This is a genomic window from Nocardiopsis chromatogenes YIM 90109, assembly GCF_000341185.1.
Taxonomy (GTDB): Bacteria; Actinomycetota; Actinomycetes; order Streptosporangiales; family Streptosporangiaceae; genus Nocardiopsis_A; species Nocardiopsis_A chromatogenes.
The window spans coordinates 16325-32716 of the sequence record NZ_ANBH01000117.1 but is presented as its reverse complement, the minus strand read 5'-3'; the positions used below and the strand labels follow the sequence as shown (position 1 = coordinate 32716).

Annotated in this window: 18 protein-coding genes and 2 pseudogenes; 12 read left to right on the top strand and 8 right to left on the bottom strand. The window is 72.8% G+C overall.

What is annotated here, in order from left to right; translation table 11 throughout:
* Together D476_RS0112035 and D476_RS0112030 are read left to right on the top strand one after the other, a co-directional pair.
* Nucleotides 1–701, top strand: a 701-nt coding sequence (locus D476_RS0112035; protein ID WP_204366984.1) for a hypothetical protein, incomplete at its 5' end; no start/stop codon positions are given.
* A gap of 103 nt (nt 702–804) precedes the next feature.
* Nucleotides 805–1146 (top strand): hypothetical protein, encoded by a 342-nt coding sequence (locus tag D476_RS0112030; protein WP_017624201.1) that lies wholly within the window; start codon nt 805–807, stop codon nt 1144–1146.
* A 397-nt stretch (nt 1147–1543) separates the two neighbouring features.
* Here the strand turns inward: D476_RS0112030 and D476_RS0112025 are convergent, their stop codons facing one another.
* A complete protein-coding gene (locus D476_RS0112025) occupies nt 1544–2371 on the bottom strand; it encodes a dienelactone hydrolase family protein (protein WP_017624200.1) in 828 nt (275 codons plus the stop codon).
* A gap of 153 nt (nt 2372–2524) precedes the next feature.
* On the opposite strand from D476_RS0112025, the gene D476_RS0112020 reads away from it, so the two are divergent.
* The 5 genes from D476_RS0112020 (at nt 2525) to D476_RS36305 (ending at nt 6464) form a co-directional block, all read left to right on the top strand.
* Nucleotides 2525–3457 (top strand): crotonase/enoyl-CoA hydratase family protein, encoded by a 933-nt coding sequence (locus D476_RS0112020; RefSeq protein ID WP_017624199.1) that lies wholly within the window; start codon nt 2525–2527, stop codon nt 3455–3457.
* Nucleotides 3454–5061, top strand: a complete 1608-nt coding sequence (locus D476_RS0112015) for a class I adenylate-forming enzyme family protein (protein WP_017624198.1) — start codon at nt 3454–3456, stop codon at nt 5059–5061. The genes D476_RS0112020 and D476_RS0112015 overlap by 4 nt, the downstream gene beginning before the upstream one ends.
* A gap of 36 nt (nt 5062–5097) precedes the next feature.
* On the top strand, nt 5098–5688 hold the full coding sequence (locus D476_RS0112010) for a TetR/AcrR family transcriptional regulator (RefSeq protein ID WP_017624197.1): 591 nt from the start codon (nt 5098–5100) through the stop codon (nt 5686–5688).
* Between the two features lie 159 nt (nt 5689–5847).
* Nucleotides 5848–6099 carry an SGNH/GDSL hydrolase family protein gene (locus D476_RS38970; protein WP_051061720.1) on the top strand — a complete coding sequence of 84 codons (252 nt, stop codon included), beginning with the start codon at nt 5848–5850 and terminating at the stop codon, nt 6097–6099.
* Nucleotides 6087–6464: a GDSL-type esterase/lipase family protein gene (locus D476_RS36305; RefSeq protein ID WP_051061718.1), complete on the top strand. Its 378-nt coding sequence runs from the start codon at nt 6087–6089 to the stop codon at nt 6462–6464. Before D476_RS38970 ends, D476_RS36305 begins: the two co-directional genes overlap by 13 nt.
* 26 nt (nt 6465–6490) lie before the next feature.
* On the opposite strand, the pseudogene D476_RS36300 reads toward D476_RS36305, so the two are convergent.
* The 3 genes and pseudogenes from D476_RS36300 to D476_RS0111995 form a co-directional block, all read right to left on the bottom strand.
* Nucleotides 6491–6805 (bottom strand): annotated as a pseudogene (locus D476_RS36300) (PQQ-dependent sugar dehydrogenase); the annotation flags it as partial.
* Nucleotides 6772–7194, bottom strand: a complete 423-nt coding sequence (locus D476_RS40085; protein WP_017624196.1) for a (2Fe-2S)-binding protein — start codon at nt 7192–7194, stop codon at nt 6772–6774. The pseudogene D476_RS36300 and the gene D476_RS40085, both read right to left, overlap by 34 nt.
* A gap of 92 nt (nt 7195–7286) precedes the next feature.
* Nucleotides 7287–8117, bottom strand: a complete 831-nt coding sequence (locus D476_RS0111995; protein WP_017624195.1) for an SDR family oxidoreductase — start codon at nt 8115–8117, stop codon at nt 7287–7289.
* A gap of 230 nt (nt 8118–8347) precedes the next feature.
* On the opposite strand from D476_RS0111995, the gene D476_RS0111990 reads away from it, so the two are divergent.
* Nucleotides 8348–9316 carry a helix-turn-helix transcriptional regulator gene (locus D476_RS0111990; RefSeq protein ID WP_017624194.1) on the top strand — a complete coding sequence of 323 codons (969 nt, stop codon included), beginning with the start codon at nt 8348–8350 and terminating at the stop codon, nt 9314–9316.
* A gap of 92 nt (nt 9317–9408) precedes the next feature.
* Here D476_RS0111990 and D476_RS36295 read toward each other — a convergent pair.
* Nucleotides 9409–9528: pseudogene (locus tag D476_RS36295) on the bottom strand (transposase); the annotation flags it as partial.
* Nucleotides 9529–9915: 387 nt separating this feature from the next.
* Between D476_RS36295 and D476_RS0111985 the strand changes: the two are divergent.
* Nucleotides 9916–10287, top strand: coding sequence for a BlaI/MecI/CopY family transcriptional regulator (locus D476_RS0111985; protein WP_017624193.1), 372 nt, complete (start codon nt 9916–9918; stop codon nt 10285–10287).
* The gene (locus D476_RS0111980) at nt 10284–10532 is read left to right on the top strand and encodes a hypothetical protein (RefSeq protein ID WP_017624192.1); all 249 of its coding nucleotides are present in this window, start codon (nt 10284–10286) and stop codon (nt 10530–10532) included. Before D476_RS0111985 ends, D476_RS0111980 begins: the two co-directional genes overlap by 4 nt.
* A gap of 367 nt (nt 10533–10899) precedes the next feature.
* Here the strand turns inward: D476_RS0111980 and D476_RS0111975 are convergent, their stop codons facing one another.
* Nucleotides 10900–11820, bottom strand: coding sequence for an ornithine cyclodeaminase family protein (locus D476_RS0111975; RefSeq protein ID WP_017624191.1), 921 nt, complete (start codon nt 11818–11820; stop codon nt 10900–10902).
* Nucleotides 11821–11908: 88 nt separating this feature from the next.
* Here D476_RS0111975 and D476_RS0111970 point away from each other — a divergent pair, with 88 nt between their 5' ends.
* Complete coding sequence (locus D476_RS0111970) at nt 11909–12580, top strand: GntR family transcriptional regulator (protein ID WP_017624190.1); 672 nt, start codon at nt 11909–11911, stop codon at nt 12578–12580.
* Nucleotides 12581–12777: 197 nt separating this feature from the next.
* Here the strand turns inward: D476_RS0111970 and D476_RS39735 are convergent, their stop codons facing one another.
* A complete protein-coding gene (locus D476_RS39735) occupies nt 12778–12912 on the bottom strand; it encodes a hypothetical protein (RefSeq protein WP_275041549.1) in 135 nt (44 codons plus the stop codon).
* A gap of 314 nt (nt 12913–13226) precedes the next feature.
* Here D476_RS39735 and D476_RS0111965 point away from each other — a divergent pair, with 314 nt between their 5' ends.
* On the top strand, nt 13227–13700 hold the full coding sequence (locus D476_RS0111965) for a hypothetical protein (RefSeq protein WP_017624189.1): 474 nt from the start codon (nt 13227–13229) through the stop codon (nt 13698–13700).
* Between the two features lie 96 nt (nt 13701–13796).
* Here the strand turns inward: D476_RS0111965 and D476_RS0111960 are convergent, their stop codons facing one another.
* Nucleotides 13797–16361 (bottom strand): MMPL family transporter, encoded by a 2565-nt coding sequence (locus tag D476_RS0111960; protein ID WP_017624188.1) that lies wholly within the window; start codon nt 16359–16361, stop codon nt 13797–13799.
* Between the last annotated feature and the right edge of the window lie 31 nt (nt 16362–16392).

Here is a 16392-nt window from a genome sequence, read left to right as displayed (position 1 = left end):
CCCCCCCCCCCCCCCCCGCCGACGAAGGACCCCCCGCCGTGCCCAGCCCCGACGCCTCGGCCTCGCCCCCGCCCGACGTCTCCGAGGCTGCGCCGATGGCGGACGAGCGGCGGCTCCTCGTCGAAGCGCTCTGGGAGGCCGACGGGCCGGGCGACGCCGACCTGGCGGTGCGCATCGCCTCCGCCGACGCGATGGCCGCCTCGGTCGTGGAGGACGAGACCGTCCCCGAGGACTGGAGGCTGCTGCTGTTCCAGGACACTGCGGCCGCGCACGGGGCCGCGGTGTACGCGGTGGTCGGCCCGGAGGGGGAGGCGATGGTCCTGTCCGCCGACCCCGCCGCCTACCAGGAGTTCGCCCGAGCGGCCGGGGTGCGGGTGGAGTCGGCCGACGACGCCCTGGCGACCGCCGAGTTCTTCCTGGACAAGACCCGCGCCCTGGGCAGGCACCAGGTCGTGCTGGAGTCACCGGAGGACGCGCTGCTCTCCCGGCTGGCGAGCGACACCTCCGCGGCCGAGGAGCAGCTCAAGCGGAAGGTCAAGCCCCCGGCGGTGAAGAAGACCCGCAAGGGCCACCAGGTCACCCTCTACGTGCAGCGCGCGGACAGGGTCGATCGGTGGAAGGGGACCGTCACCGGGGACGGCGGGGTCGACGGGGGGTTCACCCCGGTGATCGAGGGACTGCCCGTCGACTTCCGCACCTGACCCCGTACCCCTGGATGAGCCCCCTCCTCCCCGTCCCCGCCCCCGGTAAGGGAGGGGAGGAGGTCGAAAGCGAGGACCGTTGCGCTCCCCGAACCCCGCCCCCTTGACCGCGGCGCGCGTCGTCCTGTGGGTCATGGCGGCCCTCTTCTCGGCGTCGTCGCTGCAGATCCTCCTCATCGCGGGCGGATTCCTCGGCCTCGGTACGGCACTGCCCTACGCCGTGATCGCGGCGCTCTGCGCCCTGTGCGCGCTCCGCCTGCCCCGCTTCGCGCTCGGCGGGGCGGTCGGCGTGCACGTCCTGCTGGCCCTGGTCTTCTTCACCCAGATGGCCCGCATCGGCCTGGGTGAACCCATGGGCCTGGTGGGGATGGTCCTCCCGCTGACCGCCGCGGCCCTGTTGCTCCTGCCGTCCAGCCGCGAACACCTGCGCGGGAACCGGAGGTAGCCCCGGCGGCGGACCCGGCAGCGGCCGTTGGTCCCCGTAGATGGAGATGCCGGGGAGACGGCCCTCCTCCGCGTCCGCCTCGGAGCCCTCGTGCACCCGGCGCTCTTCGCGGGCGGTGTCGGCCACACACGCATTACGTGTGCCTGCCACGTCTGATCCCCGCCCCCATTCGTGGACGAGGGCGTCCTCGCGATGCCGACATCCGGGAAGCCTCATCCGCATCCCCGGCGCGGCGGCCGCCCCGGCCGAGGTCCGAGCCGGGCGGTCAGAGTGAGCCCGAGCCGCGCGCCCCCTATGCCGAGGGTGGCCGAGCGCCCGGCCCTTGCGGCCGGGGAGAACCGTCGGTCGCCGGGGGCGGGCCCGGTTCCCTTCCGTTCTCCGGCGGCCTCCGGCGGCGCTACGCCGGGGTGCGGAGGAGCCGGGTGCGGAACAGCTCCAGCACCTCGTCCAGTGCGGCCCGGGTCGGCTGGCCCGGCTCGTCGATCAGGTGCTCGGTCAGCACGGAGTGCGGCGGGGTGGAGGCGTCGGGGGCGGCGTCGGCGTCCTCCAGCTCCACGGCGGTGAACGCCTCACCGAGTTCCCGGCGCAGCGCGGCGAACCGGTCGCCGGGCACGAGGCGGTCCCCGCGGAACCGCATGCCGAGCACCCGCAGGCCGCCGCGCGCGCAGCGGTCCTTGACGACGGCGAGTTCCTCCTCGGAGATGTCGGTGACGGCGCGGCGGCCCGCGGTGACCGGCAGCGGGAGCGACGGCTGGGACAGCACAGGGGCGAGCAGCCGCTCGTCGGTGGCCATCGCCAGGGCGAAGCCGCCCGTGAGGCACATCCCGACCGCCCCGACGCCGGGCCCGCCGCACCGCTCGTGCTCGTGTGCGGCCAGCGCCCGCAGCCAGGCGACGACCGGGGAGCTGCGCCCGGTGGCGAGCACCGTGAACTCCCGGCTCACGCACACCTTCGCGAAGCTCGATGCGACGTAGGCCCCGGCCCGCAGGCGCCCGCGCACCGCGGGGTCGGGGTCGCGCCCGGGGTCGCCGAACAGCACGGGCAGCACCGCGGTGCAGCCGATGGCGGCCACGCGTTCGGCGAACCCCAGCACCTTGGGCGTGATGCCGGGGATCTCCGCCATGACGACGACGGCCGGCCCCTCCCCGCGCCTCAGGACGTCGCGGGCGGTGCCGCCGTGGGTGAAGGAGGTGCGCTCGAACCCTGACAGGTCGTGGTCGGCCATGCCCAGCAGTCTGGCCCGAACACCGCCTCCGGTGCCAGGCCCGGCCCCGCCCCTGCCGCTCGGCTCCGCGGCCGCGCCCGGATCCCGCCCCATTGACAGTCCAGTCGGCCTGTGAAAATGTGCTGCGCATCACCACAGGATGCGGAGAGGCACATGACCTTCAGCGGCGACACGGTGGGCTACGAGGTCCGCGACCACCGCGCCTACATCACCCTGGACCGCCCGGACCGGCTGAACGCGATCACGGCCGGGATGGCCCGGGAGATCGGCGGCGCCGTCACCGCGGCGAACGAGGACGGGTCCGTGCGCGTCATCGTCGTCCAGGGAGCGGGACGGGCGTTCTGCGCCGGCTACGACCTGAAGCTGTACGCGGAGGCCGGCGAGCAGCACCAGGGCGCCGTCTGGGACCCGGTCGAGGACTTCCGGTCGATGAAGGCCAACACCGACCACTTCTTCTCGCTCTGGCGCTCGGCGAAGCCGACGATCGCGAAGGTCCACGGCTACGCCGTGGCCGGAGGCAGCGACATCGCGCTCTCATGCGACCTCGTGGTGATGGCCGACGACGCCCGGATCGGTTACATGCCCGCCCGGGTCTGGGGCTGCCCTACAACCGCCATGTGGGTCTACCGCATGGGTGCCGAGCGGGCCAAGCGCATGCTGCTGACCGGCGACACCATCGACGGCGTCCAGGCCAGGGACTGGGGACTCGTCCTCGACTCCGTCCCCGAGGAGGAGCTCGACGCGTCCGTGGAGGAGCTGGCCGACCGCATGGCCGGGGTCCCGGTCAACCAGCTCGTCATGCAGAAGATGATGGTCAACCAGGCATACGACAACATGGGCCTGCAGAGCACGCAGAACCTCGCCGTCCTCTTCGACGGCATCACCCGCCACTCCCCCGAGGGCCGCTGGTTCGTGGACTTCGCCCGGGAGCACGGCTTCGGCGCCGCGGTCCAGTGGCGCGACAGCGGCCGGTTCATCCCCGACGGCGGAGGTGCCGTTCCCGGCCAGGACGAGATCGCCCGGATGCAGGAAGAGCTCGCCGCGAAAGAGGCCCACCGGAACCGGCGGCGGGAGAACGAGCGATGACGCGCCTCGACGAGTCCCTGTGGCCGGCGGACACCGGTCGGCCGCTCGTCGGCCTGAGCGTCGGCGAGCTGCTGCGCCGCGCCGCCGCCGACGCCCCCGGAACGGCCGCCCTGGTGTCGGTCGCCCCTGACCGGGCGGACCGCACCTGGACCTACCGCGAGCTGCTGGACGACGCGGAGCGCGCGGCCGCGTGGCTGCTCGGCCGCTTCCGTCCCGGGGAGCACGTGGCCGTGTGGGCGCCCAACGTCCCCGAGTGGATCGTGCTGCAGTACGGGGCGGCACTGAGCGGGCTGGTCCTCGTCACCGCCAACCCGGCTCTGCGCGGCACCGAGCTCCGGTACATCCTGAACGCCTCGCACGCGGTCGGCGCCTTCTACGTGGACGCCTTCCGCGGAACCGACATGGCCTCCTTGATCGGGGCCGTACTCCCGGAGGCGCCCGACGTGCGCGAGGCCGTGTCCCTGACGGGCTGGCTCGAGGAGGTGCGCGGCACCGGCAAGCGGGCCGGACTGCCGGACGTCGACCTGCAGGGGCCCACCCAGATCCAGTTCACCTCCGGCACCACCGGCCGTCCGAAGGCGGCGGTGCTCAGGCACGGCGCCATGGTGACCAACGCGGCCTATGTCCGGGAGCGCTGCGGGGTCCCCGAGGGTTCGGCGTTCGCCACGGCCCTGCCCCTGTTCCACACCGCGGGCTGTGGCCTGGCCGGGATGGGGACGGTGTACGACCGCGGCACTCTCATCCTGGGCGAGGTGTTCGACCCCGCGTCCCTGCTCTCCGCCGTCCAGCGCCACCGGGCCGCGATCCTGGGCGCCGTTCCCGCGATGCTGCACGCCCTGCTCGCGCACCCGGGACGGGAGGAGTTCGACCTCGGTTCCCTGGAAGTGGTGATGTCCGGCGGCGATACGGTGCCCCCGGCCCTGGTCGATGCCTGGGCGGAGGCCGCCGGGGCCGCGGCCAGCGCGGTATACGGCCAGACGGAGCTCAGCCCCGTCGTCTGCCAGACCCGGCCGACGGACACCCGAGAGGACGGCCTGTTCACCGCGGGGCAGCCGCTGCCCAACGTCGACGTGGCCGTGCTCGACCCCGCCACCGGCGCGGTCCGGCCCATCGGGGTCGAGGGGGAGATCTGCGCCCGCGGCTACCAGCGGATGATCGGCTACCTCGACATGCCCGAGGAGACCGCCCGCACCATCGACGCCGACGGCTGGCTGCACACCGGGGACCTGGGGAGGATGGACGCGCGCGGGTACGTGACGGTCACCGGCCGCCTCAAGGACATGATCATCCGCGGCGGAGAGAACATCTACCCGCGCGAGATCGAGGAGGTATTGGCGGCGCACCCCGCCATCACGCACGCGGTGGTACTGGGCCTGCAGGATCCGGCGTGGGGCGAGCGGGTGGCCGCGGTGGTGCGGCTGGAACCGGACCGGGCGGCCCCCTCAGCCGAGGAGCTGCACGACTTCCTGAGAGAGCGCCTCGCGCCGTACAAGACGCCCGCGGAGTGGTACGTCACCGATGACCTCCCGGTGAACGCCATGGGCAAGGTCCAGAAGTTCCGGCTCCGCGACCGCATCGCCGCCGGAGGACTCAGGTCGCTCTGACCGGGGAGCGCTCCAGGATGCCGCTAGGGTGGGGGCGTGAGCGGCCTGAAACGCAGTGAGCAGCGCGCGAGAACGCACACCGCGCTTCTCGACGCGGCGGTTCGCTGCCTGGTGACCCACGGTTACTCGGGGACGACCACGCAGCGGATCCAGGACGAGGCGGGCGTGTCCCGCGGCGCCCTTCTGCACCACTTCGGCTCGAAGTCCGAATTGCTCGTCGCCGCGATCCACCACATCGCCGACATGCGCCTGAAGCGCATCCGGGAACTCGTCGCCGACATCGGGGACGGCTCCGAAGCCCTGGAGCGGATGGTGCGGGCCGTCCGGTCGGCCATGGCCGGTCCCCCCTTCCAAGCCGCCATCGAACTGTGGGCCGCCGCCCGCACGGACCGGCAACTGCGCAACGAGCTGCTCCCGGCCGAGAGAAGGCTGGGCGCCGAACTGCGGAGGATCTTCGACCGGCATGCGGGCATCGCCGATCCCGAAGCGGCACGGACGGCCTTCGAGTCCTTGATGGCGCTGGTCCGCGGACTCGAACTGACCCGCATCATGCGCTCCGACCAGACTATGGCCGACCGGGTGGTCGACGACTGGCTCGAACAGGTCGCGCGGCTGCGCGACGGATGAACCCGCTCTCCGCGCCCCGGCACGGAGGACCGGGCGGAGGAGTCCCACCAGGAGTCCCACCGCATGTGCATTATTTGTTAGTCACGAAATTGACCAACAACCTATGCTCAGTGCGGCGACCGGCCCCTGCCGGTTCCGGAACCGACGGAGGGCGACCCGATGGGCTTTCGCAGATACGTCGCGGTCGGCGACAGCCAGACCGAGGGCCTCAACAACGGCGACGACGCCACCGGCCATCGGGGCTGGGCCGACCGGCTCGCGGCGGCCATCGCCGCCTCGGGGGCCGCCGGGCCCGGGTTCGCCTACGCCAACCTCGCCGTCCACGGCCGTCTGGCCGCGCAGATCCGCGCCGAGCAGACCGCCCCGCGCTCGCGCTGCGCCCCGACCTCGTCACCGTCATGGCCGGTGTGAACGACCTGGTCCGCCCCGGCTACGACGCCGACGCCGTCACCGCCGGCCTGGACGCGATGCTGGCCGCCTTCACCAACGCCGGGGCGACCACGGTGACCTTCACCTTCCCCGACATCGCCCGCATCGCCCCGCTCGTGCGCCGCCTGCGCCCCCGGGTGCTGGAGCTCGACGACCGCATCCGCACGCTCGCCGAGCGGCACGGCGCGGTGCTCGTCGACACCTTCCACCACCCCGTGACCACCGACCCCCGCCTGTGGAGTGCCGACCGCATCCACGCCACCCCGCTGGGCCACGCGCGCATCGCCGCCGCCGAACTGGCCTGGGGCCCGCCGGAGGCGTCCAGCGGGATGCGCCACAGGGTCTGACCGCGCAGTCCGGCCATCCAGATGGCGCCCCCGGCATAGGCGATGCCGCTGGGCGAGGCGTCGGCCGGGTTCCACTGCCGGACCGGGTCGGTGAACCCCGCTTCGCCGCTGCCGCCCTCGGCCTCCGGCCACCCGTAGTTCTCCCCCGGCCGGATCTGGTTCAGCTCGTCCCAGGTCGCCTGGCCGAACTCCGATGCCCGCAGCCGCCCGTCTTCGTCCCAGGCCAATCCCTGGACATTGCGGTGCCCAAGGGAGTACACGACCGAGTCGGGACCAGGGTTCGAGGGCGCGGGCTCCCCCTCAGGGGTCATGCGCAGGATCTTGCCGCCGAGCGAGTCCATGTCCTGGGAGAGTCCGCCGTCCCCCGACTCCCCCGTGCTCGCGTGTCGTCGACCAGGACCGTGCAGGCGCCGCAGGCGCCGGCGTCGCATCCCTTCTTGGATCCGGTCAGCTGGAGGTGCTCGCGCAGCAGGTCCAGCAGCGAGGTGCGGTTGTCGACCGTGACGGTTCGCCGCTCGCCGTTGACCATCAGCGAGACGCTGCTTCCGGGCGGCGCCTCGCCCTCCGCGCCGAGCAGCGACGAGCTCGCGACCAGGCCGCCGCCGACCGCGACCGCGGCTCCCCCGGCGGCGGTGGCGGTCACGATGAACGTGCGGCGGGTCGGCCCGGACGGTGGCGCGTTGGGGAGGTCCACAGGGTCGGAGGGTTCGTCCGGTGTGCGTCCTTCCATGGCTTCCTCTCTCGGATCGGTGTGCGTCACTGGGGCCGCCGGGGCCCCGGTCCGGTCCGACCTGGGGCTCCGGCGGTCGAGCGAGGGGCGTGTCAGGAGGCGGAGGGAGCGCCGATGGCCGCTTCGGCGACCTGGTTCCACTCCTCCCAGGTCGCGATCCGCTGCGCGTACTCCTCGCGCATCGCGTCCAGCAGGCCGGCACCGAAGAAGACCCGCAACGGCGGCTCCTCGGCGTCGACGACCTGGAGGAGGGCCGACGCGGTCGCCTGCGGATCTCCGGGCGTCGTCCCGCTCCAGTAGGCGGCCACGGCCTCGCGCACCGGGTCGTAGACGGGCAGGGGCTCGGAGCGCACCGCCGAACCCCCGGCCCAGTCCGTGGCGTAGCCGGCCGGTTCGACGAGCGTGACCTTGATGCCCAGGCCCGAGACCTCGGCGGCGAGAGCCTGGCTCATCCCTTCCAGCGCCCACTTCGACGCGTTGTAGATGCCGAGGCTGGGGAAGGCGTTCACCCCGCCGATCGAGGAGACCTGGATGATGTGCCCCGAGCCCTGCTCCCGCATGTACGGCAGGACGGCCTGGGTCACCCACAGGGCGCCGAAGACGTTGGGTTCGAACTGGTCGCGGGCCTGCTGTTCGGTGGTCTCCTCGATCATGCCGAAGAGCCCGTATCCCGCGTTGTTGACGACGACGTCCAGGCGCCCGAAGTGGTCGTGGGCCGCCTTCACGGCCAGGTCGACGGCCGACTTGTCGGTGACGTCGAGGGCGATCGGCAGGACGGCGTCGCCGTAGCGGTCGACGAGGTCGGTGAGCGCGGCGGTGTTCCGGGCGGTGGCGGCCACCTTGTCGCCGCGGTCGAGCGCGGCCTCGGCCCAGACGCGGCCGAATCCCCGGGACGTTCCGGTGATGAACCAGGTACGAGACATCGGAAGGCTCCTTGGAGGAGTGCAGTGGAGACCGGGCGGGCGCGGGACGTGCGAAGGAATGCGAATCCCCCGGACGCCGAGGTGACCGGCGCCGGACCCTTTCCGGTCGGGACACCACCGAGCCTGCCGTCCGTGCCTGGGACCTGCCATCCGCTGGCTCCACCACCTCGCGCATTCCTACCACTGCCAGTGGCAGGCACGGCCGTTGCGGGCGGGGCACACTGGACTGTATGCCCAGCCACAACGACACCGACGACCGGTCGCCCGCCGGCCTCGATCGGCGTGCCGAGCTCAGCGAATTCCTGCGCAGCCGCCGGGCCCGGCTCAAACCCGCCGACGTCGGCCTTCCCGACTACGGCAGCAGACGGCGGGTGCCGGGGCTGCGCAGGGAGGAGCTGGCCCAGGCGGCCGGGGTGTCCGTCTCGTACTACACCCACCTCGAACAGGGCCACAGCGCGAACGTGTCGGAAGAGGTGCTGGACGCCATCACTCGCGTCCTGCAGCTGACCGAGACCGAACACGCCCACCTGACGCACCTGGTGAAGCCCGAACGGACGGGGGCGCGCGCCCCGTCGTCGCGGCCCCAGCGCCTGCGTCCCGACATCCTGCAGCTTCTCGATGCGATGACCGGCGTGCCCGCCTACGTGAACGGGTTCGGTATGGACATCCTGGGCTGGAACCGGGCGGCCACCGCCCTGTTCGGCGACTGGGCCGAGCTGGCGCCCGAGCAGCGCAACTGGGGACGGCTGATCTTCCTCACACCCGCCATGCGCGACCTGTTCATCGACTGGGAGAGGAAGGCCGGGGGTGTCGCCGGGATCCTCCGCATGCAGGCGGGCCGCCATCCCGGAGAGCCTCGGCTCGCCTCGCTGGTGGACGAGTTGTCGGCGGGCAGCGAGGACTTCCGCCGCCTGTGGGCCGTGCACGAGGTGCGCCGCAAGGGCCACGGGGTGATGCGGCTGAACCATCCGCAGGCGGGTGAACTCGCCGTGTCGTTCGAGACGTTCCCCCTCCTCGACGACCCCGACCAGATGCTCGTCACCTACCACGCCGAACCCGGCTCGGAGTCCGCTGCGGCCCTGCGGGGGATCATCGCCCGGGCGTCGGGCGCCGACCGCACCGACGGCACGGAGCGGCCGGGCCCCGACGCGACGGGGCCCGTCTCCGTGCCGCTCGGAGGCGGCGTGACACGGACCTGACGGCCCCGGCGGTCGTACGTCCACCACCGCTCCCGGCACGCCACCACGGCCCCGAATCCGCCCGGCTGCACCGCTGCCCGGCCCACCCGAGAGCGAGAGCTGACCCCCTTGAGGCTGTTGGCCAACGTCGATAGTGCGCCTGTCGGCGGGTAGTGCCCCAAGAGGTGTACGTGGTCATGCTCGCCGTCCGAATGTTTCAGAACAGCGCCGAATGGCTGGATTCTCCCGCCGTTAGGCGGGAGAGGATGTCAACCGATGCACCCGTACGTGAAGGCCGCCTGGCACCAGACCCCCGCCCCCTGGCTCGAGGCGGCAGCGGGCCGCTCATGATGACGCTCTCGATGTCCATCGCTCGCGTGGATCCTTCTCGTGGGATCGGGGGCGCGTCCGGGAGGGTGCGGGCGCCCCGGCCCGGTCATCACCGATCAGCGGATACCGCTCCACCTATTTACCTTAGGTGTTGAGGTGTAAGGGGTGCGGGCGGGTACGGAGAGTGTCCGCGCGCATCGGCGCCCCGCCCCGGCGCCCTCACCTAAGCTTGTTGAGTCACGCGGCGGGAGGCGCCCCGCCGCCCGCTGATCGGGAAGGACCGATGGGGGATGTCCAGATTCGGCGACCTGGAGGCCACGATCATGCGCGCCGTGTGGTCCGCCCAGGAGCCGCTCCGCGTGCGCGATGTCGTCGCCGAACTCCGCAAAGGGCGCGACATCGCCTTCAACACCGTGCAGACTGTCATGGACAACCTGTTCCACAAGGGCTGGCTGAAGCGGGCCAAGGAGGGCCGCGCCTACCGCTACTGGGCCGCCGCCTCCCAGGAGGACTACGCGGCGGGGCTGGTGGAGGAGGCCCTGGAGTCGGCCCCCGACCAGGCCGCCGTCCTCTCCCGGCTGATCACCCGCCTGCCCCGGGACGAGATCGCCGAGCTGCGCGCGGCCCTGGACGACGCAGGACGCCGAGAGAAGCTGCCGTGACCCTCGCGCTCGTCCTGCTGGGCTACGGGGTGGCGGTCGCCGCCGCGGGTCCGGCCGTGGTCCGCCGGTCCCGGTGGGTGGCGCGGGCGCCGCGCCTGGGTATCGCCGCCTGGCAGAGCCTCAGCCTCGCCGCCGTCGCCTCGCCCGTCCTCGGCGGGCTCGCCCTGAGCGTCCCGGACGTGCGGCTGGACGGCACCGTAGCCAGGCTCCTCGGCGCCTGCCCGGCCGCGCTGCGCGCGCAGTAGGCGGACCGGCCGTGTCGGCGAACGGCCCTCGGCGGTCCACACCGGGGGCGGCTGTCCGTGGTGGCCGACGACCACATCAGCCGGTCCGACGACGGCGGGAGGGCCTGCTCGGGGTGGTGATCCGCCGCCCCGGCCGCCGATGGCACCGACGCGCCGGAACCCGGGCGCGGCGCGGGGCCCGCCCGAGCGGCACGAGCGGCCGGGCGGCACGGAGCGGTGCGCGGTCCGCTGGGGTGTGGCTCGCCGATCGCTTCGGGGCCCGGCTCCACCTCTACGGCGCCGTCTGCGCCGCTTCGCGATGCTCACGCGACNGGACCCCCGCCGACCGGCGTGCGTCCGAGGAGCACGTGCATCCGAGGAACACGCCCTAACGGAGGACCCGCTCGGCCAGCAGGTGCGCGATCGCCCAGTCCTGGACGGCGACCCCGACGGACTTGAACACGGTCCTGGGCCCGCGGCCGCCCTCGCCCTTGGCGAGCGCGGGGCCCAGCTCACGCAGGTCCGCCTCGGTGATCGCACCGGACTCCAGAGCGTGGATGACCTCCCCGGACTCCTCCAGGACGGCCTCGCGCTCGTCGATCACGACGTCGGCGCCGCCCAGCAGGCCGTCGGGAAGTTCGCGCATCGTGGGCCGGAAAGCGCCGATGGCGTTGACGTGCACCCGCTCGGGCAGGTCGTCCGCGGCGAACAGCGGGGCGGTGGAGGTCGTGGCGCAGCAGACCATCGGGGCACCGCCGACGGCCGCGCGGGCGTCGGACGCGGTGTCCAGGCGCACCCCGTCGAGTTCGGGCCGGAGCCGGTCGACCAGGGCGCGGGCGCTCTCGGAGGCGGTGGCGACCACGGTCAGGCGGCGCAGCGGCCGGACCGCGTGGACCGCGCGGACCTGGTCGGCCGCCTGCCCTCCGGCGCCGATGAGCACCAGTTCGTCGGCGCCGGGGTCGGCGAGCAGGTCGGTGGCGGCGCCCACCACCGCACCGGTGCGCAGCGCGGTCACGGCCCCGGCGTCGGCGACGACCCGGTCGAGGCTGTGCAGCTCGCTCCACACCACCGTGCCGCCGATCGCGGGCGTGCGGTCGAAGTTCAGGCTCAGCGTCTTGATCATCGCCGAGGACGTGGGCCGGTGGTGGACCGGCATGACGAGGAACCGCCCGTCGTCGAGGACGGTGCGCACGGGCATCTCGAAGGCACCGGCGGCCAGGTCGGTGAAGGCCTGGCGGACGGCCGCGACGGCCTCGGGCATCGTCACCGCGGCGCGGACGTCCCGCTCGTCGAGCATGATCGCCGTCATCGGTTCTCCCGGAAGTGGGGGGTGATACCTCACACCTTATATCCCTCGCCTGAGGCCGCTCCCGGCCGCGCCGTGTTATGCATAGGGCATGATGACGCCGAGCTCCCCTCCCCTGAGGCCGGTCAGCCTGCGCGAACAGGCCCGCGAGGCCGTGCGCACGCGGATCGTCCTGGGCCGGATCGAACCGGGAGAGGTGGTCAGCGTGGCCACCGTCGCCGCCGAACTCGGGGTCTCGGTGACACCCGTCCGCGAGGCGGTCATGGACCTGGCCCACCTGGGGATGGTGGAGATCATCCGCAACCGTGGCTTTCGCGTCCCGCCGCTGTCCGAGCACGACCTGGACGAGATCTTCACCCTGCGGACGATGCTGGAGGCCCCCGCCATGGCGGAGGTCGCCCGGAGCCACGACGCCGGCGCCCTGGTGCCCTACCGCGCGCTGGCCGCACAGATCACCGAGGCCGCGCGCGAGGGCGACTTGGAGGCCTTCCTCGACCGCGACCGCCGGTTCCACATGGGCCTGCTGGCGATGACCGGAAACCGCCGCCTGGTGTCCATGGTCGGCCAACTCCGCGACCAGGCGCGCATGCGGGGACTCCAGAAGCTCGCGGACCAGGGCGAGCTGACCGACTCCGCCCAGGAGCACGAGGCCATCGTGGAGGCGGTCGCTGCACGCGACGCGGACCTGACGGCCGAACTCACCCGGCGCCACCTGGCCCACAGCCGCGGAATCTGGGCAGGGGCCCCGGATCCTGAAGGGTGAGAACACCCGCACCAACACGACAGGCCGACACGGAGGCGACAGACGGCCGCCGCCTGTGTGGGCCCGGACCCCCCACGGGCGTGGGGCTTGCACTTGCCCACCTGCAGAAATGCAGGGCGTTATCATTTTTTATCAAAAACTGCCCTCTATCGAGGATCCCCGTAACGAAACAATCACTCTCCGCCCTCATTGGTCACTCACCGCTCTTCGGGAACAGGCCAGACGGCGACTTCCATGGTGTCGATCAGATGGCAGATGAGCGGATGAGCTCCCCCATTGGGGCTGTGCTTCGCCCAAGGCATCAACAGCAGGTCGTCATCGGACGCGGTCACACGCTCACCTCTCCGCGGTCGGTCCAGAAGGGCGGTACCGATCCAACCTCTCGGCACCGACAGTCCCAGCACGACCGCAGGGAGTCGAGCCTGGCCCCGGACGGGGGGGCGACGGTCCTCCTGAGGTGCGGGCCGTGGCCGATGGGGCCGCTGGGGTCACATGCAGGGAGGCGCACCGGCGGCACGGACGACCGGCCCACCGACGAGACCATCGGCGCGGACCCAGGCGGTCAACCCGCGGCCCTTGCAGGACGTCATGCGGGTAAGAGCCAGCGGCTTCTCAGGAAGCCGCCGATCGGACCCCAGGAGACGCCATGCCGCTCCCGTCCATGGCCCGGCCCCGCGCCGGGCGCGCCTTGCTCGCCGCCGCGGCCGTGCCCGCGCTGCTGCTCACCGCGACTACCGCCACGTCGGCGACGGCCGAGTCGACCGCCCAGACCGAACGGGCCGAGGCGGCCGCGGATGCCGCATCCGGCCCCGAGACCCATCGCATCGCCACCACGACATTCGGCTCGGACCTGAAGATCGCCCTGACCGCGCACCGTTCCGGTGAGTACGAGGCGATCGTCGAACTCGTCGCCTTCCGCCACGGGAAGAGCGGATGGAGGCCGGTCGACCGCGCCCCCGTCGGAGACACCTGGTTCTGGTACCCCCTCACCGGAAAGGGGGCCGTCTGCGACCTCGCCCTGTCCAATCGGCCCGGCGACGAACCGAGCGCCACCGTCAGCCTCCTGCTGACCCCGTCCCTGGGCTGCTCGGAGTCCATCACCGTCCCCACCGACGCTTAGCCCCGGCGCCTCCCCGCCAGGTACACACGCGGCGGCCCCCTGCCGGGACCCGATGCTCCGGCAGGGGGCCGCGCGTCCCCGGTGCCCGAGGCCGGCTCAGCGCCGTTCGGTACCCACGGTCGTGCCCTGCTGACCGGCATCGGCGGAGGGTTCCGCCACAGCGGCGGAGCCGTCCCCGGCGGAGTCCTCCTGCCGCCCGCCGGTGTGGCGGCGCTCAAGCGCCGAGCCCTCCACGTCGATGTCGGGCAGGAGCCGGTCGAGCCAGCGGGGCAGCCACCACGCCGCGTCCCCGGCCAGGTGCATGAGCGCCGGGATCAGCACCATCCGCACCACGAACGCGTCCAGCAGCACCCCGAACGCCAGGGCGAACCCGATCGAGCTGATCATCGCCGTCTCGGAGAAGATGAACCCCCCGAAGACCGAGATCATGATGATCGCCGCGGCGGTGACCACCGCGCGCCCGGCCCGCAGCCCCTGCACCACGGCGAACCGCGCCGGCGCCTTGTGCACGTAGGCCTCGCGCATGCCCGTGCCGATGAACAGCATGTAGTCCATGGCCAGGCCGAACAGGATGCCCACCAGGAGCGTCGGCAGGAAGTTCAGCACCGGCCCCTGGTTCTCCAGGCCGATCAGCCCGCCGAGCCAGCCCCACTGGTAGGCGGCGACCACGCCGCCGAGGGCGGCGAAGAAGGAGAGGATGAACCCCAGCGTCGCCACGACCGGGACGAAGAGCGAGCGGAACACCAGCAGCAGGATGACCAGCGACAGGCCGATGACCACGGTCAGGTAGCCCGGCAGTGCACCGCTCAGCGTCTCGGAGATGTCGATGTTGCCGCTGGCCATGCCCGCCACTCCGAGCGGGCCCAGGCCGCGCAGCGGCTCGGTGTCGCGCAGCGTGTGCACCAGCTCCTCGGTCGAGGCACTGGAGGGGCCCTCCTCCGGGACGACCTGGAAGATCGCCAGCGTGAAGTCGTCGTTCATCCCGATCGGCGCCACCGCGGCGACACCGTCCTGGGCCGCGATCTCCTCGGCGACCTCGAACTGGTAGTCCGGCGCCTTCGCCTCGGCGGCGTCGGTGTCCGGGCCGCCCGGCAGCTCCGCCGCGACCAGCAGCGGCCCGTTCTGCCCCTCGCCGAACTCCTCGGCGATGGCGGTGTAGGCCCGGTGCTGGGTGGACTCGGCGGGCTCGGATGAGCCGTCCGGCATGCCCAGGCGCAGGTCGAGGGCGGGCAGGGCGATGACGCCGAGGACGGCCACCGCGGCCGCGACCCGCCCGATCGCCCCCCAGGCCGTCATCGGGCGCGGCGCCGACGCGCGACCGCGCGGGCCCGGCGCACCGTCGGCCCCGCCCGCCGCAGCACCGTCGGCCGCGCCGTCCCCGCCGTGGCGGGCGCGCTCGCGCCGGGACAGGATGCGCGGGCCGATCAGCGCCAGCAGCGCCGGGACCAGGCTGACCGCGATCAGCACGGCGACCACGATCGCGATCGCGCCCACACTGCCCATCAGGCCGAGGAACCCGATCCCGGTCATGTTCAGGCCGAGCAGCGCGATCAGCACCGTGGCACCGGCGAAGACCACCGCGTTGCCCGCGGTCCCGTTGGCCAGGCCGATGGACTCGGCGACCGGCAGGCCCTCCTTGAGCTGGCGGCGGTGCCGGTTGACGATGAACAGCGCGTAGTCGATGCCGACCGCAAGGCCGAGCATCAGGCCCAGGATCGGGGTGATGGAGGCCATCTCCAGGACCCCGGACAGCGACATTGCGACCATGGTGGCCACCCCGACGCCGACCAGCGCCGTCAGGATCGGCAGCCCCGCCCCGACCAGGGTGCCCAGCATGACCACCAGCACGACCGCCGCGACGACCAGCCCGACCGCCTCGGCGGGGCCGAACAGCTCGGGCAGGCTCATCGCGATGTCGTTGGCGAAGTCCACGGTGGCGCCGTCGACGGGGTCGTCCTCGAAGACCGCCATCACGGCGTCCTTGGTCTCCTGCGGCACCTCCTCCTGGGCCTGGGTGAAGGAGACGTTGACCAGGGCGGTCGCGCCGTCCTCGGAGACCATGCGGATGTCGGAGGACATCTCCATCAGGGCCTCGCCCTGTTCGAGCTTCTCGGCCTCGGCGTCCAGCTGTTCCCGCCCGGCGTCGATCTCGGCCTGGCGGGCGTCGAGGCCCTCCTCCAACCGGTCGATCATGCCGGAGGCCTCGGCCTGTTCACGGCCCTCGTCGAGCTCCTCCTGGCCCGACTCCAGCTCGGCACGGCCCTCCTCCAGCTGCTCGCGGCCGTCGGCCAGTTCGGCCGCTCCGTCGGCCCGCTCCTGCTCGGTGGCGAACGGGTCGACGGCGTCCTCGACCCCGGAGACCCCGGCGGCCTCGTCGACGCGTTCGGCGATGGCCTCCTTCTGGGCGTCGGTGAAGGGCGAGCCGTCGTCGGTCCGGTAGACGACGGTGCCCGCGCCGCCGCCCATGCCGTCGAACTCCTGGGACAGGAGCCCGTTCACCTCGTCGGTGGGCGTCCCCGGGATGGAGAAGCCGTCCTTGAGCTCGCCGGAGAACAGGGCGAACGCGCCCCCGGCGGCCAGGAGGAGGGCGAGCCAGACCGCGATGACGGTCTTGGGGAGGCGCGCCGCGGCGCGCCCGACTCTGTAGAGGAACTCAGCCATGGTCACCTGCAGGACGGTGGAGTGGTGTGGG